The 19,507-nt window shown below is 73.7% G+C and carries 22 protein-coding genes; 9 read left to right on the top strand and 13 right to left on the bottom strand.

Annotated elements, in window-relative coordinates:
* The first annotated feature begins 1 nt into the window (after position 1).
* Positions 2-637: a bacterial proteasome activator family protein gene (locus tag I601_RS06925; RefSeq protein WP_068107694.1), complete on the top strand. Its 636-nt coding sequence runs from the start codon at positions 2-4 to the stop codon at positions 635-637.
* Between the two features lie 207 nt (positions 638-844).
* Here I601_RS06925 and I601_RS06920 read toward each other — a convergent pair whose 3' ends face one another.
* The 5 genes from I601_RS06920 to serS are packed head-to-tail and all read right to left on the bottom strand — an operon-like array spanning position 845 to position 5,022.
* Positions 845-1,522, bottom strand: a complete 678-nt coding sequence (locus I601_RS06920; RefSeq protein ID WP_157519941.1) for a hypothetical protein — start codon at positions 1,520-1,522, stop codon at positions 845-847.
* Positions 1,523-1,539: 17 nt separating this feature from the next.
* Positions 1,540-2,373: an HAD family hydrolase gene (locus tag I601_RS06915; RefSeq protein ID WP_237089576.1), complete on the bottom strand. Its 834-nt coding sequence runs from the start codon at positions 2,371-2,373 to the stop codon at positions 1,540-1,542.
* Positions 2,370-2,885 carry a GNAT family N-acetyltransferase gene (locus I601_RS06910; RefSeq protein WP_068107690.1) on the bottom strand — a complete coding sequence of 172 codons (516 nt, stop codon included), beginning with the start codon at positions 2,883-2,885 and terminating at the stop codon, positions 2,370-2,372. Before I601_RS06910 ends, I601_RS06915 begins: the two co-directional genes overlap by 4 nt.
* Positions 2,882-3,736, bottom strand: coding sequence for an HAD family hydrolase (locus I601_RS06905; protein ID WP_068107688.1), 855 nt, complete (start codon positions 3,734-3,736; stop codon positions 2,882-2,884). The genes I601_RS06910 and I601_RS06905 overlap by 4 nt, the downstream gene beginning before the upstream one ends.
* Positions 3,733-5,022, bottom strand: a complete 1,290-nt coding sequence (gene serS / locus I601_RS06900; RefSeq protein WP_068107686.1) for a serine--tRNA ligase — start codon at positions 5,020-5,022, stop codon at positions 3,733-3,735. The genes I601_RS06905 and serS overlap by 4 nt, the downstream gene beginning before the upstream one ends.
* Before the next feature lie 74 nt (positions 5,023-5,096).
* Here serS and I601_RS06895 point away from each other — a divergent pair, with 74 nt between their 5' ends.
* Positions 5,097-6,671, top strand: coding sequence for a bifunctional phosphatase PAP2/diacylglycerol kinase family protein (locus tag I601_RS06895; RefSeq protein WP_068107684.1), 1,575 nt, complete (start codon positions 5,097-5,099; stop codon positions 6,669-6,671).
* Here I601_RS06895 and I601_RS06890 read toward each other — a convergent pair.
* Genes I601_RS06890 through I601_RS06875 form a run of 4 tightly spaced genes read right to left on the bottom strand, consistent with a single transcriptional unit; the run spans position 6,655 to position 9,524 of the window.
* The gene (locus tag I601_RS06890; RefSeq protein WP_068107682.1) at positions 6,655-7,248 is read right to left on the bottom strand and encodes a hypothetical protein; all 594 of its coding nucleotides are present in this window, start codon (positions 7,246-7,248) and stop codon (positions 6,655-6,657) included. The two genes, I601_RS06895 and I601_RS06890, sit on opposite strands and share 17 nt — an antisense overlap.
* Complete coding sequence (locus I601_RS06885; protein ID WP_068107680.1) at positions 7,235-7,459, bottom strand: hypothetical protein; 225 nt, start codon at positions 7,457-7,459, stop codon at positions 7,235-7,237. Before I601_RS06885 ends, I601_RS06890 begins: the two co-directional genes overlap by 14 nt.
* A 31-nt stretch (positions 7,460-7,490) precedes the next feature.
* On the bottom strand, positions 7,491-9,104 hold the full coding sequence (locus tag I601_RS06880) for an MFS transporter (RefSeq protein WP_068107678.1): 1,614 nt from the start codon (positions 9,102-9,104) through the stop codon (positions 7,491-7,493).
* An 18-nt stretch (positions 9,105-9,122) separates the two neighbouring features.
* Positions 9,123-9,524: a DUF4446 family protein gene (locus I601_RS06875; RefSeq protein WP_068107675.1), complete on the bottom strand. Its 402-nt coding sequence runs from the start codon at positions 9,522-9,524 to the stop codon at positions 9,123-9,125.
* Between the two features lie 23 nt (positions 9,525-9,547).
* Between I601_RS06875 and I601_RS06870 the strand changes: the two genes are divergently transcribed.
* Entirely contained in the window at positions 9,548-10,399 is an 852-nt protein-coding gene (locus I601_RS06870; RefSeq protein WP_068107673.1) for a prephenate dehydratase, read from the top strand.
* Between the two features lie 96 nt (positions 10,400-10,495).
* Here the strand turns inward: I601_RS06870 and I601_RS06865 are convergent, their stop codons facing one another.
* The gene (locus tag I601_RS06865; RefSeq protein WP_157519939.1) at positions 10,496-10,780 is read right to left on the bottom strand and encodes a hypothetical protein; all 285 of its coding nucleotides are present in this window, start codon (positions 10,778-10,780) and stop codon (positions 10,496-10,498) included.
* A gap of 165 nt (positions 10,781-10,945) precedes the next feature.
* On the opposite strand from I601_RS06865, the gene larB reads away from it, so the two are divergent.
* The 6 genes from larB (at position 10,946) to I601_RS06835 (ending at position 16,330) form a co-directional block, all read left to right on the top strand.
* On the top strand, positions 10,946-11,656 hold the full coding sequence (gene larB, locus I601_RS06860; RefSeq protein ID WP_068107669.1) for a nickel pincer cofactor biosynthesis protein LarB: 711 nt from the start codon (positions 10,946-10,948) through the stop codon (positions 11,654-11,656).
* Positions 11,653-12,873: a nickel pincer cofactor biosynthesis protein LarC gene (gene larC, locus I601_RS06855; protein WP_068107667.1), complete on the top strand. Its 1,221-nt coding sequence runs from the start codon at positions 11,653-11,655 to the stop codon at positions 12,871-12,873. Before larB ends, larC begins: the two co-directional genes overlap by 4 nt.
* On the top strand, positions 12,864-13,484 hold the full coding sequence (locus I601_RS06850) for a TMEM165/GDT1 family protein (RefSeq protein ID WP_068107666.1): 621 nt from the start codon (positions 12,864-12,866) through the stop codon (positions 13,482-13,484). Before larC ends, I601_RS06850 begins: the two co-directional genes overlap by 10 nt.
* 33 nt (positions 13,485-13,517) lie before the next feature.
* Positions 13,518-14,759 (top strand): arginine deiminase, encoded by a 1,242-nt coding sequence (locus I601_RS06845; RefSeq protein ID WP_068107664.1) that lies wholly within the window; start codon positions 13,518-13,520, stop codon positions 14,757-14,759.
* A 123-nt stretch (positions 14,760-14,882) separates the two neighbouring features.
* Positions 14,883-15,287, top strand: a complete 405-nt coding sequence (locus I601_RS06840) for a Crp/Fnr family transcriptional regulator (RefSeq protein ID WP_068107662.1) — start codon at positions 14,883-14,885, stop codon at positions 15,285-15,287.
* Positions 15,287-16,330: an adenylate/guanylate cyclase domain-containing protein gene (locus I601_RS06835; protein WP_068107659.1), complete on the top strand. Its 1,044-nt coding sequence runs from the start codon at positions 15,287-15,289 to the stop codon at positions 16,328-16,330. The genes I601_RS06840 and I601_RS06835 overlap by 1 nt, the downstream gene beginning before the upstream one ends.
* 10 nt (positions 16,331-16,340) lie before the next feature.
* Here the strand turns inward: I601_RS06835 and I601_RS06830 are convergent, their stop codons facing one another.
* From I601_RS06830 to I601_RS06820, 3 genes are all read right to left on the bottom strand, one after another.
* Positions 16,341-17,303, bottom strand: a complete 963-nt coding sequence (locus tag I601_RS06830; RefSeq protein WP_068107658.1) for a DUF5926 family protein — start codon at positions 17,301-17,303, stop codon at positions 16,341-16,343.
* Positions 17,304-17,359: 56 nt separating this feature from the next.
* A complete protein-coding gene (locus I601_RS06825) occupies positions 17,360-18,148 on the bottom strand; it encodes a glycerophosphodiester phosphodiesterase (RefSeq protein ID WP_068107656.1) in 789 nt (262 codons plus the stop codon).
* Positions 18,149-18,304: 156 nt separating this feature from the next.
* Complete coding sequence (locus I601_RS06820; protein WP_068107654.1) at positions 18,305-19,501, bottom strand: ATP-binding protein; 1,197 nt, start codon at positions 19,499-19,501, stop codon at positions 18,305-18,307.
* Between the last annotated feature and the right edge of the window lie 6 nt (positions 19,502-19,507).

The raw sequence follows: 19,507 nt of genomic DNA, 5'->3' as shown, positions 1-19,507 counted from the left end.
CATGAGCCAGCAGTCCGACACGCAGCCACAGCCCGAGCGCCCCGGCTCCCCCGAGGGGGAGCAGGACCAGCAGGTCGTCATCGTGGGGCCCGACGGTCAGCCGATGGCCACGATGCCGGCCTCGGCGCTCGACCTGGCCGGTCAGGACGGGGACGGCGGCGAGCGCGAGGACGGCGGCGAGCGCTCGATCACCGAGCTCGTCGAGCAGCCCGCGAAGGTCATGCGGATCGGCAACATGATCAAGCAGCTCCTCGAGGAGGTGAAGGCCGCGCCGCTCGACGAGGCGAGCCGCCAGCGCCTCAAGAACATCCACCAGGCCTCCATCGCCGAGCTCGAGGACGGCCTGGCCCCCGAGCTGGTCGAGGAGCTGGACCGGCTCTCGCTGCCCTTCACCGAGGAGGGCCTGCCCACCGAGGCCGAGCTGCGGATCGCGCAGGCGCAGCTCGTCGGGTGGCTCGAGGGCCTCTTCCACGGCATCCAGACCGCGATCTACGCCCAGCAGATGGCCGCCAAGGCCCAGTTCGAGCACATGCGGCGCAGCTTGCCCCCGGGCCCGACGGGTCAGCAGGGTCCCGGCGCCCGGCCCGGCGGCGACCCCGGTGCCCAGCCCGGCGACTCCGGCGGCATGTACCTCTGACCCACCGCGACCCGGCCCAGATATCCCGCCGAGTCGGCCCGCATAGCCCGTCGAGTCGGCGCAGAGCAGCACCCCTGGCCGAGACATCCGGGCCGGGTCAGTGCGACATCTGGGCCGGGTCAGTGCGACATCCGGGCCGGGTCGACGCGACATATGGGCCGGGTCAGTGCAACATCTGGGCCGGGTCGGCGAGAGATTTGCGCCGGGTCAGCGGCGGGCGAGGCGGCGGGCCAGGATCAGCCCGAGTCCTCCGACGATGACCATCGCGGCGCCGGGGGCCAGGGCCCGCGAGAGCGGCCTGAGCGGCTCGAGCTGGAGACGGTCGAACTGCGCCGAGGGCGGCTCGGCAGCCACCGGCGGCGAGGGGTTCGGGAAGATCTGCTCGACCTCCCGCATCAGGGCGGCGTCGCTGGGAGCGGTCCCGCTGTCCCCGGCGGCCAGGAGCCGGCTCTCCTCGTCACCGGTGACGAAGAAGGCGTACGTCGTGTCGTCCTGCAAACGTCCCAGGTCGCACCCGCCCGAGCTGCGGGTGGTGACGACCTCGACCGTGGTCTCGGTGACCCGGCTGCCGCCCTTGTAGACGAGATCGACCTCGACCTCGTGGGTGACCTCGACGCCGCGCTGGCCGCCCGAGAGACGCTTCGCGGAGCTCGACACGACCTTGCCCGTGAAGACGGCCTGGGCCTGGCGGGCCCGGGAGCTGACGGAGGTGTCGCTGTCGCACTTCTGGCCGCTCGCGGCCGCGGGCGACAGCAGGGAGCCCATCCCCAGCAGCGGGCCCAGCAGCAGGCCCAGCAGCAGCCCGAGGCCGACCAGCGGGGCGCCCAGCCGCCTCGCGAGCGCAGGCGAGCCGGGTCGCGCGGTCACGGAACGGGGGCTCGGCACGATGACATGAGACCAGATCACAGGCCGAACACACCAGCCAGGACCCGCGCCACGCCGTCCTCGTCGTGCCCGGGGGCGACGTGGTCGGCCAGCTCGGTGACCGTGTGGTGCGCGTCGGCCATGGCGTACGACGTCCCCGCCCAGCCGAGCATCGGCAGGTCGTTGGGCATGTCGCCGAAGGCGATGACGTCGGCGGCCTCGATCCCCCGCTCGGCGCAGAGCAGCTCCAGCGTGGACGCCTTGGTGACCTCGGGGCCGCTGATCTCGAGCAGCGTCGTGGTCGACGACCAGGTGATGACCAGGCGCCCGCCGGTGACCTCCTCGGCGACGTCCCAGAACTCCTGAGGCCCCAGCTCCTCGTGGCGGGCCAGCAGCTTGAGCGCCGGCCCGTCGAAGAGCTCCTCGACCGGAGCACGGCGGACAGCGTCGGGCACCTGGTAGCGCTCCATGAACGAGGGCTCCAGCTCGATGCCCCGCACCGTCTCGACGGCGTACGCCGTGCCGGGCACCGCGGCGCGCAGGGCCGCGCAGACCTCGAGGCCCAGGGAGGGCTGGATCGGCCGCTCGAGCACCGCGCGGTCGCCGGTGACGTCCCAGACGAGCGCACCGTTGGAGATGATCGCCAGCCCGTGGGCGCCGACGTGCTCGAAGACGTCGGCGGCCCAGCGCAGCGGGCGGCCGGTGACGAACACGACCGGCACGTCGCGGCGGTCGAGCTCGAGCAGCACCTCACGGGTGTAGGGCGAGACGGTGCCGTCGCTGCGCACCAGCGTGCCGTCGAGGTCGGTCGCGACCAGCCGCGGCGGCCGGTGCAGCCGGGGCAGCTCGAGCGGGTCGGGCGGCCGGGTCACGCGGACACCGCCGGCAGCGGCCGCACCATCACCAGGTGGCCGTCCTCGTTGCTGCCGCGCAGCCCGGTGAAGCCGCAGCCGGCCAGCACCTTGAGGCTGGCCCGGTTCTCGGGGGCGACCGCGGCGCGCACCCGCACGCCGGCCGCGTCGGTGGCGGCGAGGACGCCGCGCAGCGCCTCGCTGGCGAACCCGTAGCCCTGCGCCTGCGCGACCAGGCCGTAGCCGACCTCCGCCTCGAGCACACCGTCGGCGGCGGGTGCGGGGGGCCCGAAGAAACCGATCGAGCCGAGCACCGTGGTGCCTCGCACCACGTGGCGCGAGCTCCACCCGCTGCCGAGCACGAAGAGCGTGGCCGCGTCACGGTCGTCGGGGCGGGGGAAGTCGGGGTGCCAGTGCGGCCGGTGCCGCCCGGCGAGGATGTCGGCGGCCTCGTCGGCGCTCCACAGCGGCAGCACCAGCCGTTCGGTGCGGATCTCGCCGGGCAGCGGGCCGGGGCCCCCGTCGGTGCTCATGCCGGCCAGTAGCGCGACATCTCGAGCGCGGCCCCGTCGTCGTCGACGGTGGCGGTCACGGCGTCGGCCGCCGAGCGGACCTGCTCGATCGCCTGGCCCATCGCCACCCCGCGCCCGGCCCACGCGAGCATCTCCAGGTCGTTGCGCCCGTCGCCGATGGCCAGCACGTCCGCGGCGTCGATGCCGAGGTCGTCGGCCACCTGCGCCAGCCCGGAGGCCTTGGACACGCCGACCGGGGCCAGATCCATCCAGGCCGTCCAGCCCACGATGTAGTCGGTGCCGTGCAGGCCCAGGCGGCCGGCGAGGGCGACGAAGTCGTCGACGGTCGCGTCGGGGTCGCGGATGATGACGCGGCTGACCGGCTCGGCGACCATCCGATCCACCTCGGCCAGGATCATCTCCCCCGACAGCTCTCCGTCGGGGAACTGCCGGTTGACCCGGTAGCCCACGCCGCGCTCCTCGACCGCGACCAGTGCGTTCGGGTGCTCGGCGAGCACGGCCGCCACAGCGGGACGGGCGTCGAAGGTCTGCTCGTGCACGACCTGCATCGGCGGGTAGCGGAAGACGACCGCCCCGTTGGAGGCCACCACCCACACCGGGTGCTCCTCGGTGGCGAGCCCGAGCATGTCGGCGACGCCGGTCATCCCGTCCGGCGAGCGGCCCGAGGCCAGCACGATGTGCGCACCCGCCTCCTGCGCCCGGCGTACGGCGTCGTGGACGGCCGGCGTGATCTCCTCGTGCGAGGTGCCGGTGCCGTCGATCCAGCGCAGCAGCGTGCCGTCGATGTCGAGGGCCACCAGCCGCGGCGTCCAGCCGGCGACCGGCGCGGGGCCGGGGACGGGCGCGCTCATCGGGCGACCGGCTCCATGACCTCGAGGCCGCCCAGGTAGGGCTGCAGCGCCTTCGGGACGCGGACCGAGCCGTCGGCCTGCTGGTGGGTCTCGAGGATGGCCACGATGGTGCGGGTCATCGCGCACAGGGTGCCGTTGAGCGTGGCGACCGGGCGCATCTCGGTGCCGTTGTCGGTGGCGAACCGGCCGCGGGTGTCGAGGCGCCGGGTCTGGAAGTCGGTGCAGTTGGAGGTCGAGGTGAGCTCGCGGTACTTGCCCTGGGTCGGGATCCAGGCCTCGCAGTCGAACTTGCGGATGGCCGAGAGCCCGAGGTCGCCGGCCGCGACGTCGATGACCTGGTAGGCCAGCTCGAGCTTGTCGAGGAAGGCCTTCTCCCAGCCCAGCAGCCGCTGGTGCTCGGCCTCGGCGTCCTCGAGGGTGGTGTAGACGAACATCTCGACCTTGTCGAACCAGTGCACCCGGATGATGCCCTTGGTGTCCTTGCCGTGAGAGCCGGCCTCCTTGCGGAAGCACGGGCTGAAGGCGGCGTAGCGCAGCGGCAGGTCGTCACCGTCGAGGATCTCGTCGGAGTGGAACGCCGCCATCGGCACCTCCGAGGTGCCCACGAGGTAGAGGTCCTCTCCCTCGATCCGGTAGACGTCGTCGGCGGCCTGGCCCAGGAAGCCGGTGCCCTCCATCGCGCGCGGGCGAACCAGCGACGGCGGCACGACCTGGATGAACCCGGCCGCGCGGGCCTGCTCCATGGCCAGGTTGACCAGGGCCAGCTCGAGCTGGGCGCCGATGCCGGTCAGGAAGTAGAACCGGCTGCCCGAGACCTTGGCGCCGCGCTCGATGTCGATCGCGCCGAGCATCTTGCCCAGCTCGACGTGGTCGCGCGGCTCGAAGCCCTCGGCCGCGAAGTCGCGCGGGGTGCCGATGGTCTCCAGCACCACGAAGTCGTCCTCGCCGCCCGGCGGGGTCTCCTCGGAGGTGAGGTTCGGCATCGAGGCCAGCGCGCCCTGCCAGGTCGCCTCGGCCTCGACCTGGGCGGCCTCGGCGGCCTTCACGTCGGCGGCGAGGGTCTTGGTCTGCGCCAGCAGCGCCTGCTTCTCCTCGCCCTGTGCCTGCGGGATCTGCTTGCCCAGCTGCTTCTGCTCCGCACGCCTCGTCTCGTACGCCGCGATGGCCGAGCGTCGCGCGGTGTCGGCGGCCAGCGCGCGGTCCACGACGTCCGTGGGCAGCCCTCGCTTGGTCAGCGAGGCTCGGACGCGGTCGGGGTCGTCACGCAGGATGCGGGGATCGATCATGGACAGAGGCTATCGCCGGCCCCCGCGGCGCCTCACCCCCGTCGTGGCCGCGGGCGTCACCCATACTGGTCGGCGTGCTGGACCGCTCCCGATACGTGCTGCTGAGCTGGGCCGTCGCCTGCTTCGCCGTGTTCACCCTGCTCGCCCTCGCCGTCACCGGCGGCTGGGGCCCGTTGGCGGGGCTCGACGACCGTGGGGAGCCGCTCGAGGTGTGGGCGGTCGACGTCGGTTGGCTGCACCCGCCGCTGCGCTGGGTCGAGGCGGGGCTCGGCACGACCGGGATGACGGTGCTGACGATCGCGCTGGCCGCGGCCATGTTCGCGCGCGGGCACCGCCGGGCAGCGGCGTACGCCGTCGTCGTGATGGGCGTGACCGCGGCCGCCACCACCGGTCTCAAGCTGCTGGTCGCCCGCGACCGCCCGCAGTGGCAGGACGCGGAGTCGGCGCTGTCGAGCAACGCGTTCCCGTCGGGCCACGCCTCGTCCACCGCGGCCTTCGCGGCGGTGTGCGTGGTGCTCGCGATCATGCTCGTGCGCCGCCTCAGCACCCGTCGCCTCGTGTACGTCGCTGCCACCGCGCTGGTCGTCGTCGCCGGGCTCGACCGGGTGCTGCTCGGGCGGCACTACGCCACCGACGTGGTCGCGGGCGTGCTGCTCGGCATCGGGGTGGCGCTGCTGACGCTGGCCTTCTACTCCCCCCGTCCTCGCAGCCACGCGGTCAAGTCTGATCCGCTGCCCGACCCGTTCCCGATGGCCCGGGGGCTCGCGGTGGTGCTGAACCCGATCAAGGTCGAGGACCAGGGCGCCTTCCGGGCCACGGTCTCGGCGATGGCGGCCGAGGCCGGCTGGTCGGAGCCCACCTGGCACCTGACCACCGTCGAGGACCCGGGCCGCGGGATGGCCGAGGCGGCGTCCGTGGCCGGCGCCGACATGGTGCTGGTCTGCGGTGGCGACGGCACCGTGCGCGAGGTGTGCGCCGAGCTCGCCGGCACCGGCATCCCGGTCGGCATCGTGCCGGCCGGCACCGGCAACCTGCTGGCCCGCAACCTGGGCATCCCGCTCTACCTGCGCGCCGCCATCGACGTGGCCCTGACCGGGCAGGACCGGGCCATCGACATGGTCTCCGTCGAGGGCGACGGCCTCGAGCGCACCCACTTCATGGTGATGGCCGGGATGGGCTTCGACGCCGCGATCATGGAGGGCGTCAACGAGGACATCAAGAAGCGCGTCGGGTGGCTGGCCTACGTGCTGTCCGGGCTGAAGTCGCTGATGTTCCCGGCCATGAAGGTCGAGGTCAGCGTGGACGGCGGGGAGTTCAGCACCCACCGCGCCCGCACCGTGGTCGTCGGCAACGTCGGCTTCCTGCAGGCCGGGATGCCGCTGCTGCCGGACGCGACGATCGATGACGGCGAGCTCGACGTGGTGATCCTGCACCCGCGCAACTTCTTCTCCTGGATCCCGCTGGCCTGGCGGGTGCTGCTCAAGCGCAAGCACACCGACGACCTGGTCAACCGGATGACCGGCGCCTCCGTCGTCGTGCGCACCTCCGCCGACACCCCGCGCCAGCTCGACGGCGACTCCATCGGCTCGGGCCGCGAGCTGCGGATGGAGTGCATCCACGGCCGGATGCTGGTCAGGGTCCCTCGCTGAGCGTCGGCCCGGGCGCCTCGCCGGCCGGCCGGCCGGTGTCGCGCACCAGGTAGACCCACGGGAAGGCCCGCACGGCCACCTCCCAGCCGTCCTGCTCGTAGCGCGACGTCGCGCCCACCCACACCACGCGGCGGTGCTCCCACTGCGTCGACGTACGCCGGACCCGGTGGCGCAGCATCCCCGCGCCGACCGTGCGCCAGCCCAGCCGACCCGCGAGCGCGAGCTCGGCCATCTCGTCGAACGCGGTGACGGGGCCGAGCCACCGCTCCTCGACCGTCCCGTGCGGCCCGCCCTCGAGCTCGTCGGGGCCCCCGGCCCCGGGCATCGTGCCGAAGCGCTGCTGTGCGGCCTGGCGGCTCATCCCCAGCTCGGACCCGAGCGCGGCCCAGCTGTGCCCCGAGGCGCGGGCCGCGGAGACGGCCTGGCCCAGGAGCCGGCGCACCTCCTGCTCCGCCTGGGCGCTGCGCCGCACGATGGCGAGGTGGTCCTGCTCCTCGTCGCTCGGGGGGAGGCTGCCCAGGATCGCGGCTCCCAGCGCCTCGGAGAGGTCGGGAGCCGGCGGCTCAGCGCTCGCCATCGCGACTGGGCAGCCAGCCGTGGTCGACACGGTCGGGCCCGCGCCGCCGCCTGAGGAGCAGCACGGCGCCGAGCACCACCAGGGCGGCGCCGGCACCCTGCCCCATCCCCCCGACGAACCCGTCGACCTGCAGGCCGAGCACGAGGAGGAGGAGCCCGATGACGACCGCCCCGAGCGTCGAGAGATCGAGGGTGCGAGAGAGGGGACTCATGCGTCAACCGTAGATTGACACGTCGGCCGCGTCAAGACTTGCTTGACACCGTTGCGGGCGCCCCGGGGGTCACGAAGTCCCGCTGCCGGATCAGCGCCAGGCACAGCACGGCCGAGGTGAAGGCGATCACCGCGGCGATCGCGATGATGTGGTTGAGCGCCTCGACGACGGCCGAGGTGCCTACCGAGGTCACCAGGTCGTAGGCCTGCTGGCCCGCGGTGCCGCCTCCGCTCTGCTCCGCGCCCTGCCGGGCGGCGTCCGCCGCACGCTCCACCTGGCCCCCCGAGAGGGCGCCCTGGAGCCCCATCAGCGCCTGGTCGGGCACCTTCCCGGTGAGCTCGTCGCGCACGGTCGAGGAGATCTGGTTGCCGAAGATCGACCCGAGCGCGGCGATGCCGGTGGCGATCCCGACCTGGCGGAACGTCGAGTTCACCCCGGAGGCCATCCCGGCCCGGTCGGTGCTCACCACCCCGACCGCGGTGGAGGCCAGCGGCGGGTTGATCAGCCCGATCGCGACGCCGGTGACGATGAGCCCGGGGATCAGCCCGGTCCACGACGAGTCCGGCTCGATGCCCCACAGGAGCAGCAGGCCGACGCCCAGCAGCAGGAAGCCCGGGGCGATGAGCCACTTCGCGGGCACCTTCTCGGTCAGCCGGCCGGCCGCGGCGGCGACCACGAACGAGGCGCCCGAGAGGAACAGCAGCCGCACGCCGGTCCCGACCGCGGAGTAGCCGAGCACGTTCTGCAGGTAGATCACGAGGTAGGCCAGCAGCGAGAAGATCGAGGCCGACACGCCGAAGGCCGCCACGAGACCGCCGACGAAGGTCGGCTTGCGCAGCAGCCGCAGGTCGAGCATCGATTGCTGCTGGCGCAGCTGGGTGACGACGAAGACCGCCAGGAGCACGACCGCTGCCACGAGGCAGACGACCACGCGGGTGTCACCCCAGCCTCGCATCGGCTGACCGGCCTCGATGAGGCCGTAGACGAGGCTCGCGAGCGCGAGGCTGAAGGTGAGGAAACCCGCCCAGTCGGGCCGCCCGGCCCGGGGATCCCGCGACTCGCGGACCTTGCCCAGGGTCACCAGCAGGGCGACCGCGCAGATCGGGATGTTGACGAAGAAGATCCAGCGCCACGACAAGCCGCTGGTCAGCACCCCGCCCAGCACCGGCCCGATCGCGACCGCGACGCCGGTGGTGGCGCCGAACGCGCCGAAGGCGATGCCCCGCTCGCGACCCGTGAAGGCCGTGGCCAGCAGCGCCAGCGCGGTCGCGAACATCGCCGCCCCGCCGATGCCCTGGAACGCGCGGGCCAGGGTCAGGAACAGCACGTCCTGGGCCAGACCGCACGCCAGCGAGCCCAGGGTGAACAGCACGATCCCGATCGCGAAGACCTTGCGGCGACCGAAGAGGTCGGCCAGCGAGCCGGCCGTGAGCAGCAGGGCCGCAAGGCTCAACGCGTAGGCGTCGATCACCCACTGCAGGTCGGCCAGGCTCGCGTCGAGCTGGGCCTGGATGTCGGGCAGCGCGACGTTGACGATGGTGATGTCGAGCAGCAGCATGAACACGCCGGTGCACACGGCGACCAGCGTCCACCACCGAGCGGGGTCGGCGGACCTGTCGACAGCGGCGTACGTCGGCTCGGTCACCAGGTGATACTGCCAGGCTCAGCGAGCCGCGGGCCGGGCGGCGCCGACCGCCTCCTCCTCCTCGGGGGAGAGCTGCTGCTCGCAGGACCAGCCGGTGACCGACTTGGCGTAGGTGCGCGCCTCGCTGCGGCCGTGGATGGAGGTGAGCACGACCCCGTTGCCGCCGTCGTCGAGCAGCGCCACCGACCAGGACAGGTGCCCGCCCATGTCGCCGAACGCGTCGTAGCGCACCACCGCCAGGTGCCGCAGCGCGTCACCGGCCTCCGCGCGCAGCGCAGCCACCTCGCGGCGCAGCCCGACCACGTCCTCGGGCAGCGCGTCGGCGCCCGTCGGCCCCGGCGACGTACGCCGCATGGCCAGGGCTGCGAGGGCGAGCGCGGCCAGGGCGACCACCAGGGAGACGACGGCGAGGGCGAGCACGAGCCGACCCTAGACTCACCTGCGTGCCGACCGTGAGACGCATCGCCTACCAGGGCGAGCCGGGAGCGAACTCCCACATCGTGTGCCAGGAGCACTACCCCGACTGGGAGGCCCTGGCGTGCGCCTCCTTCGAGGACGTCTTCGCCGCCGTCGAGGGCGGGGAGGCGGACCTGGCGATGATCCCGATCGACAACTCGATCGCGGGTCGGGTGGCCGACATACACCACTTCCTGCCGGCGTCGTCGCTGCACATCGTGGCCGAGCACTTCCTGCGCATCCGCTTCCACCTGATGGCCGTCCCCGGCGCCGACCTGGGCACCATCCGCACCGTGCACAGCCACGTGCACGCCCTCGGCCAGTGCCGCCGGATCATCCGCGAGCACGGCCTGGTCCCCCAGATCTCCGGCGACACCGCCGGCGCGGCCCGCGAGGTCGCCGAGGCCGGCGACGTCACCCAGGCCGCGATCTCGCCCCCGCTGGCCGCGGATATCTACGGGCTCGAGGTGCTGGCCGCGGACATCGAGGACGAGGAGCACAACACCACCCGCTTCGTGGTGCTCTCGCGCGACGCCCGGCTCGCCGCCGCCGGCGACGGGCCGGTGGTCACGACGTTCATCTTCAACGTCCGCAACCTGCCCGCGGCGCTCTACAAGGCGCTGGGCGGCTTCGCCACCAACGGCGTCAACATGACCAAGCTCGAGAGCTACATGGTCGACGGGCACTTCACCGCCACCCAGTTCCTCGCCGAGGTCGACGCCCACCCCGACGACCCGCCGCTGCGGCGGGCGCTGGAGGAGCTGGCCTTCTTTACCACCGAGGTGAAGGTGATCGGGGTCTACCCCGCCGACCGGTTCCGGGCCGAGACCGCCCGCTGACGCAGCCTCGGCCGGACACTTCAGGCCGGGTCAACGCGACATCTGGGCCGGGTCGGGGTGATGTCTGGGCCGGGTCGGGGTTATATCTGCGCCGGGTCAGGAGACGAGCTGGACGGCCGGGGGCGCGTCCCGGCGGGCGCGGTAGCGGCCGAACGGGTCAGCGCCGCGCTCGTGCTCCTGCTGCAGGCGCCGCACCAGCTCCTCGATGGCGCGCTCGTGCGGGAACGCCCGGCTGGGCGGGGCGTCGGAGGCCAGCAGGGCGCCCTGCAGCCAGTTGCGCACCCGCTGCTCGTCGGCGCCGATCCCGACCGGGGTGGCACCGACCGGACGGAACGTCAGCGTCTGCGCCCCCTTGTCGAAGGCGAGCAGGCTCGCGGACACCCGACGTACCTCGTGAGCGAGATCGATCTCCACGCGTAGACCCCCATGTCATTTCGTGGTGCATCAACACCGCCGCAGCGGTTCTCGTCGGTGTACCCCCGTCAGGACCACGCAAACCATCATCCGTGAAACTTGCAGCAAAATCTCTCGGGGTAGGTTCGGCGCGTGGACCCGACCGACCCGCGCACCCACCACCTCGGCTTCGCCCGTGTCGACGTCGACCGGGCCGCCCGCACCGGGGACCCCGAGGTGGTCCTGGGCCAGGGCAAGAGCCCCTCGCAGGTCGTCGACCTGCTCTCCGCGCTGCACGAGCAGCACCCCGACCGCGCCGTCCTGGCGACCCGGCTCGACCCCGCCGCCCTCGCCCTGGTCGCCGAGCGGCTGCCGACGGCGGTGGTCGACGAGGTGGCCCGCGCCGCGGTCCTCGGGCCGCCCCCGGCCGGGCGAGGGCGGGTGCTGGTGCTCAGCGCCGGCACCTCTGATGCGCCGGTGGCCGCCGAGGCGGCGCTCAGCGTCGCCGTGCACGGCGCCGCCGTGGCCCGCATCGACGACGTCGGGGTGGCCGGCCTGCACCGCCTGCTCGCGGTGCGCGACGACCTCGCGACCGCCGACGCGCTGATCGTGGTCGCCGGCATGGAGGGTGCCCTGCCCTCGGTCGTCGGCGGCCTGGTGGGCGTGCCGATCGTCGCGGTGCCGACCAGCATCGGGTACGGCGCCTCCCTGGGCGGGCTCTCGGCGCTGCTGGGCATGCTCAACAGCTGCGCCCCCGGCATCGGCGTGGTCAACATCGACAACGGCTACGGCGCCGGCGTCCTGGCCGCGCGGATCGCCCGGCAGAGCGGGTCCCGCGACGAGGCGCCCGGAGCCGACCGGTGACGATCTGGGTCGACGCCTCCGCCGGCGCCAGCGGCGACATGCTGCTGGGGGCCCTGATCGGCGCCGGCGTCCCGCTGGCGCTGCTGCAGGACGCCGTCGACGCCGTCTCGCCCGAGCCCGTCGCGCTGCGGGCCGAGCAGGTCGACCGCGGCGGTCTCCTCGCCACGCGCTGCCACGTCGAGGTCGCCGACTCGAGCACGCACCGCACCTGGCGCGACGTCCGCGACCTGCTCGTGGCCGCCGGGCTGGACGAGCAGGTGCGGGCGGCCGCGCTGGCCGTCTTCGCCCGCCTCGCCGCCGCCGAGGGAGCCGTCCACGGCCACGACGCCGACGACGTCCACCTCCACGAGGTCGGCGCCCTCGACGCGATCGCCGACGTAGTCGGGGTGTGCGCGGGGCTCGCGCACCTGCGCGACCGGGTCGGCGGCCCCGTGGTGGTCGGCACGGTCGCCGTCGGCTCGGGACGGGTCGGCGCGGCCCACGGGTCCCTGCCGGTGCCGGTGCCGGCGGTCGTGGCGCTGCTGCGCGGCGCCCCGTCGTACGCCGGTCCCCCGGGCGCCGCGCCGGCGGAGATGTGCACGCCCACCGGCGCTGCGCTGCTCAGCACGCTGGGCGACGCGTGGGGCCCGCAGCCGGCACTGGTGCTCGAGGACGTCGGGGTCGGTGCCGGGGGACGGGACCCGGACACGCACGCGAACGTCGTGCGGGTGCTGGCCGGTCCCGCGGTCGACGCAGGACCCACCCGGCCCCCCGCCACCGACGAGGAGCTGGTGCTCGAGGCCAACGTCGACGACCTCGACCCGCGGCTGTGGCCCGGGGTGCTGGAGGCCCTGATGGCGGCAGGCGCCGCGGACGCCTGGCTCACCCCGGTCCTGATGAAGAAGGGCCGTCCCGCCCACACGCTGTCGGTGCTGGTGCGACCCGAGCACGCCGCGGCGGTGCGGGGCGTCGTCTTCCGCGAGACCTCCACGATCGGCCTGCGCGAGCACCCGGTGACGAAGCGGGCGCTGCCGCGCGAGGTGGTCGAGGTGCAGGTCGCCGGCGCACCGGTGCGGGTCAAGGTGTCGCGCCACGAGGGCCGCGCGGTGACCGCCCAGCCCGAGTGGGAGGATGTCGCCGCTGTCGCGCGGGTCGCCGGCCGCCCGGCCCGGGCGGTGCTCGCCGAGGCCCGGTCGCAGGCGTGGCGCCTGCTCGAGGAGGACACCGCGTGGAGCTGAGCGCGCTGCTGGTGGCGTTCGGCACGATCTTCCTCGTCGAGCTGCCCGACAAGACGTTCCTGGCGACGCTGGTGCTCAGCACCCGCTACCGCCCGCTGCTGGTGTGGATCGGCGTGGGTCTCGCCTTCACGGTCCAGACCGGGGTGGCGGTGCTGCTCGGCAGCGCCGCGTCCTTCCTGCCCGACGACCTGGTGCGCGGCCTGGCCGCGGCGATGTTCCTGGTCGGCGCCCTGCTGCTGCTGCGCGAGGCCCGCGGTGCGCGGCGTACCGCCACCGGGAGCCAGGCGGACGACACCGGGGACGGGGCCGAGTTCCTCGAGCGCGCCGCGCCCGCGACCGGCCTGCGCGCCGTCGGGGCGTCGTTCGTCGTGCTCTTCGCCGCCGAGTGGGGCGACCTGTCGCAGCTGCTCACGATCACCCTGGTGGCCCGCTACGACGCCGCGCTGCCGGTCTTCGTCGGCGCCCTCGGCGCCCTGCTCACCGTGAGCGCCCTGGCGGTGCTCGTCGGGCGGGCGCTGACGCGGCGGGTGCCGCTGCACGCACTGATGTACGGCGGGGCCCTCGTCTGCCTGGTGCTGGCGGCGTTGACGACCTACGAGCTCCTGGCCTGACTCCCACCCGGTCGGCGCCACTAGGGTGGACCCATGACTGCGAGCCCGACCACCAGCGCCGCCCAGCCCGTGCACGGCGCCGACAGCGAGGTCGGCCGGCTGCGGACCGTGATGCTGCACCGCCCCGGGAACGAGCTGAAGCGGCTCACCCCGCGCAACAACGACCGGCTGCTCTTCGACGGCATCCCCTGGGTGGCGCGCGCCCAGGAGGAGCACGACGCCTTCGCCGAGGCGCTGCGCGCCCGCGACGTCGAGGTGCTGTACCTGACCGACCTGCTCACCGAGACGCTGCAGGACCAGATGGCCCGCAACCACGCCGTCACCGCGGCCCTCTCGGGCCTGCACCTCGGCGACACGCTGCGCTCCTACCTGGCGGGGTTCCTGCACGACGCCAGCCCCGAGGAGCTGACGGCCGTGCTGACCGCCGGCATCCGCAACGACGAGGTCCGCGGCGGACACGGCCTGGTGACCTCGCTGCTCTCGCCCTACGACTTCCTCGTCGACCCGCTGCCGAACCTGCTCTTCACCCGTGACTCCAGCGTCTGGGTCCGCGACCGGGTGGCGGTGACGTCCCTGGCGATGCCGGCCCGCACCCGCGAGACGCAGCTGACCGAGCTCATCTACACCGAGCACCCGCGCTTCCGGGGCACCCGCAAGATCCACGGCTGGCACTCCGAGCACGTCGAGGGCGGCGACGTGCTGCTCCTGGCTCCCGGGGTCATCGCCGTCGGCGTCGGCGAGCGCACCACGCCGGCCGGTGTGGAGCGCTTCGCCCGCCAGGTCTTCCACGCGGGCCTGGCGCGCACCGTGCTGGCGGTGCCGATCGCCCAGGAGCGGGCCACCATGCACCTCGACACGATCTGCACGCTGGTCGACGTGGACAAGGTGGTGATGTACCCCAACGTCGCCGACGCGCTGCAGGCCTACGCCGTCACCCTCGCCGAGGACACCGACGACGAGTCCACGCTGCGTCTCGACGTCGCCCCGGCCGAGCCGTTCCTGGTGGCCGCCGCCAAGGCGATGGGCATCGACCAGCTGCACCACATCGACACCGGGCTCGACCCGGTCACCGCCGAGCGCGAGCAGTGGGACGACGGCAACAACACCCTGGCCCTCGCCCCGCGGGTCGCGGTCGCCTACGAGCGCAACGACCAGACCAACGAGCGCCTCGAGGAGGCCGGGATCGAGGTCGTGCGCATCGCCGGCACCGAGCTCGGCTCGGGCCGCGGCGGACCCCGCTGCATGAGCTGCCCCATCGTGCGCGACCCCCTCTGAGCCACACCCCGTCTGAGCAGCGGCTTCGTCACGTGTGACCCGCGTGACGCACGCTTGCCAGCCCGCTGCAGGTCCGCGAGTATCACTCGCGGGAGGACCCCCGAACCCGAAAGGTTGCGCCCGATGGCCAACTCGTTCTTCAGCACGTTCACGCCCGCGGAGATCGCCAAGATCAGCTCCGCAGGGACCCGGGTGACCCTGCCCGAGGGGTGGGCGCCCATCTCCGAGCGCACCGGCGCCGACAAGGCCTACATCATCCTGTCCGGCTCGGTGTCCGTGCGCCAGCACGGCGAGGAGATCGCCCAGCTCGGTCCCGGCGACATCATGGGTGAGGCCGCGATCGTCAACCACTCGCTGCGCACCGCGAGCGTCGTGGCCCTGAGCCCGCTGGAGCTCATCCACTTCACCGCCGAGGACCTCAACCGCCTGGCCGTGGAGCTGCCGAGCTTCGGCGAGGCCCTCGAGCAGGTCGCGCAGGAGCGCTTCGCCGCCGACCGCGCCAAGCACCGTCCCAGCCAGACCAGCTAGTGGCCGGACCGGCGGGTCCCACCGCGTCGGGCGCCGGCGACCGGGCGGGCCGGGTCGAGGAGCTGATCCTCGGCGAGGCGCCGCACCTGAACCGGGTCCAGGTCAGCGAGCAGGCGGGCGTCCCGCTGGAGCTGGCCCGTGAGCTGTGGCGCCTGCTCGGCTTCGCCGAGACCACCGACGACGTGCTCGCCTTCACCCGGGCCGACGTCGACGCCCTGCGCCTGAGCGCCGAGCTGACCAGCCTCGGCGTGCTGAGCGACGACTCGCAGGCCGCCCTCGTGCGCACCCTGGGGCGCTCCTTCGCGCGGCTGGCCGAGTGGCAGACGACCCTGCTGGCCCGGGTCGCGACCGCCCACCTGGTGCCGGGCAGCGACGAGGACCCCGTCGAGGCCCTCGCCGAGCTGACGGCCGAGGTGCTGCCGCGGGTCGAGCAGCTGCAGGCCTACACCTGGAAGCGACACCTGGCCACCGCCTCCAGCCGGCTGCTCGACGTGAGCGGCGGCTCCACGGAGCCCGGTGAGCCCGGGGAGGCAGTGCTGCCCCAAGCGGTGTGCTTCGTCGACATCGTCGGCTTCACCTCCCGCTCGAAGTCGCTGCGCGAGGCCGAGCTGGTCGCGTGGATCGAGGCCTTCGAGGACGCCTCCAGCAGCATCGTGCTCGACCACGGTGGCCGGATCATCAAGAACATCGGCGACGAGGTGCTCCTCCTCGCCGACGACCCCGTCGTCGCGGCCGAGATCGCGCTCGAGATGACCCGGCGCGGCAGCGACCCCGACGACGCGTTCCCCGAGGTCCGCGCCGGCATCGCGTACGGCGCCGTGGTGCTGCGCCTGGGCGACGTGCTGGGCGCCACCGTCAACGTCGCGGCCCGGCTGACCTCGCTGGCCCGACCGGGCACCGTGCTGGTCGACGAGGGCGCCCACGCGCACCTGCTCGCGCTCGACGAGGCGAGCGAGCAGGCGGCGTACACGTTCCGCCGCCCGCCGCGCGCCTCGGTCAAGGGCTACTCGCGGCTGCAGCCGTGGGTGCTGCGCCGCGCCTGACCGACCGGTCTCAGCGGATGGTGACCTGGCGGTTCGCCAGGCCGGAGCGGGCGGCCCGCTCCTCGGTGCTCAGCGGCGACTCGTCGGCCAGCGCCTCGGCGAGCGCGGCGGCGAACGTGGCGGCCGGGCCCTCGAGGACCTCGGCGCCGGTGCCGAGCGGGAGGTCCCAGACCGGGGCCAGCAGGCCGTGGGCACGGAACATCCCCACCAGGCGCGCACCCTCGACGATGACGTCCTTGCCGGCGGCGTGCAGGCGGGCCAGCGCGTCGAGGAGCTGGTCCTCGGGCTCGGGCATCACCCAGCGCAGGTGCTCCTTGGTGCCGACGTCGGTCCAGTACGCCGCCTCGACCCGGGTCAGCCGGGCGGTGGGGTGGGCCTGCTCGTTGGCCTGGTCGAGGGCGCCGGCCATCGACTCCTTGTCCTCGACGTCGGCGATCCAGTAGTCGAAGCCGTCGTGGACGGTCACGTCGAGGGTGTCGCCGGTGACGAGGTCCTGCAGGCGCGGACCCTCGCCGGGCGCGTCGGTGAGACCGATGACGCCGCTCTCGCCGGCCTCGGCGGCCGCCAGGGCCTTGATGAGCACGGCGCCGAGGTCGCGGGCGGGGTCGCCGAACTGGTGCTGGACCTGCAGGCCCAGCCAGATCTCGCCGCTCTCGCGGACCATCGCGGGCGCCGCCATCGGCAGCAGCGAGCACAGCACGACGCTGCGCTCGGAGCCGTCCAGGGAGTCCGCGAGCGTCAGGGGCGCGGTGCCGGCCGGGACCAGCTCGCGCAGCGCGATCAGGTCGCACTCCGAGGGCAGACCCTCGAACGGGCGGCGGACGTAGGTGTCGACGGGGCCGCCGGGCGCGCCGTGGCAGGCCTTGTAGCGCCGGCCGGACCCGCACGGGCAGGGCTGCCGGGGGCCGACCTCACCGGGGGTGGAGGTGGTGGTGCGCTGGTCGCGGGCCTTGGTGCGGGACTTCTTCGCCATGGTGGTGAACCTATCGCTGCGTCCCACCCCGCGGCACCTCGGGACGGGCCCCGGGCTCACACCCCGAGGTCGTCGAGCAGCTCCAGGACGTAGGCCGGCCGGTCGCTGATGACCGCCTTGACGCCGAGGTCGAGGCACAGCTCCAGCTCGGCGCGGGTGTTGACCGTCCACACGTGCACGTCGTGGCCGCTGTCGGCGATGCGGCGGGCCATGCGCGGGTGGGCCATCAGCTCGGCGATGCCGGGCCCCACGATCCAGTCCCTGCCGATGCTGCGGCGCACCAGCGGCCAGCGGCCGAGCTGGTCGACGAGCTGGACCACGCGCACGTCCGGCGCCAGGCGTGAGACCCGTCGCAGCGCCCGCCAGGAGAAGCTCATCACCCGCACCGGGCTGTCGGGACCGGTCCAGCCGAAGTCGGCGAGCAGCTCCACGACCCGCTGCTCCACGAGTCCGCCGTACCGGGTGGGGTGCTTGGTCTCGACCGCGATCTCGACCCGGCGGTCGTAGTCGGCCGCCACCTCGAACAGCTTGCGCAGGGTCAGCACCTTGCCGTCGGCCTCGTCGACGTCGGGCCGCTCGTCGTCGAGGTCGGCCCACGGGTGCTTCCAGCTGGCGAAGTCGAGCTCGGAGAGGTCGGCCAGGTCCATCGTCGACACGGTGTCGCGGGTGGCGGCGGTGCGCCGCAGGTCGCGGTCGTGCACGCACACCAGGTGGCCGTCGGCGGTGAGCCGGACGTCGCACTCCAGGCCCTGCGCGCCGTCGTCGAGGGCGGCGGTGTACGCCCCGAGCGTGTGCTCGGCGTGGTCGTGGCTCGCGCCACGGTGGGCGAGCACCTGCGGCCTCATGTGCCGATCATCCCCCACCGACCCCTCCCCCAGCACGAGCAGTCACTTTTGCACCATCGAGCGGTCACTTCTGCACCGATGGGGGCGGGGTCGGCGCGATATCTGGGTCGGGTCAGCGCGATATCTGGGCCGGGTCGGCGCGATATCTGGGCCGGGTCAGCCCTGCTCGCGCAGGTAGCGCCCGAAGTGCGGCACGGTGAAGGCGATCCGGCCGCGCTCCCCGGAGTAGATCAGGCCCTTCTTCAGCAGCGAGTCGCGCGCCGGGGACAGCGACTGCGGCTTCTTGCCGAGCACGACGGCGACGTCGGCGGTCGCGACCGCACCGACCGGGTCCTCGCCGACGTCGGCGGCGGCGTCAGCCATGCCGCGCAGGTAGTCGCGCTCCCCGGGGGTCGCGCGCTCGTAGCGGGAGCCGAAGAAGCCCACCGCCAGCTCGCGCTCCGCCTCGGGCGCCGCCACCGCGACGTCCTCGGCGGTGATCGGGGATCGCGGGGCGTGGTCCCACACGGTCTTGCCGTAGGCCTGGATGAAGTACGGGTAGCCGCCGGTGGCCGCGTACATCGCGGCCAACCCGTCCTCCGTGAACTCCGCGTCCTCCTCGGCGGCCGGGGCGCACAGCGCGCGGTCGGCCGCGTCACGGGCGAGCCGGTCGATGCGCTGGTAGCTGAAGAGCCGCTCGGAGTAGGACTTGCTGGCCGAGAGCACCGCCGGCAGGTGCGGCAGCCCCGCGCCCACGACGATGACCGGCAGGCCCGACTGGCTGATCTCGTGGCAGGCCGCGCACAGCGCGGAGATGTCGTCGGGGCCGAGGTCCTGCATCTCGTCGATGAAGACGCCCACGCCGTTGCCGACGTCGGAGGCCAACCCGCCCACGTCGGTCAGCAGCTCGACGAGGTCGATCTCGATGTCGCCGGAGTCGGCGCGCCCCCTCGCGGCAGGTACGTCGATGCCCGGACTCCACCGGTCCTTGAGCTTCGCGTCGGTGCCGGCCTCGCGCTGGGCGAAGGCGCGCAGCACGCCGAGCACGTGGTCGACCTGGTCCTGCTCGGGGTGCCCGAGCTCGCGGATCGCCTGGTGCAGCGCGCTGGACAGCGGGCGCCGCAAGCCCTGGTCGGGGCGGGCCTCGAGCTTGCCCGTGCCCCAGCCGCGGCGTACGGCGGCCGAGCGCAGCGCGTTGAGCAGCACGGTCTTGCCGACGCCGCGCAGCCCGGTCAGCACCAGGGATCGCTCGGGACGCCCGCGCGCCACCCGCTCGAGCACGACGTCGAAGGCGCGCAGCTGCTCGTCACGACCGGCCAGCTCGGGCGGGCGCTGGCCCGCGCCGGGGGCATAGGGATTGCGTACCGGGTCCACGATCGG

This window comes from Nocardioides dokdonensis FR1436 (assembly GCF_001653335.1).
GTDB classification, from domain to species: Bacteria; Actinomycetota; Actinomycetes; order Propionibacteriales; family Nocardioidaceae; genus Nocardioides; species Nocardioides dokdonensis.
Note: the sequence above shows the minus strand (reverse complement) of the source record. Positions and strands in the feature narration are given on the sequence as shown.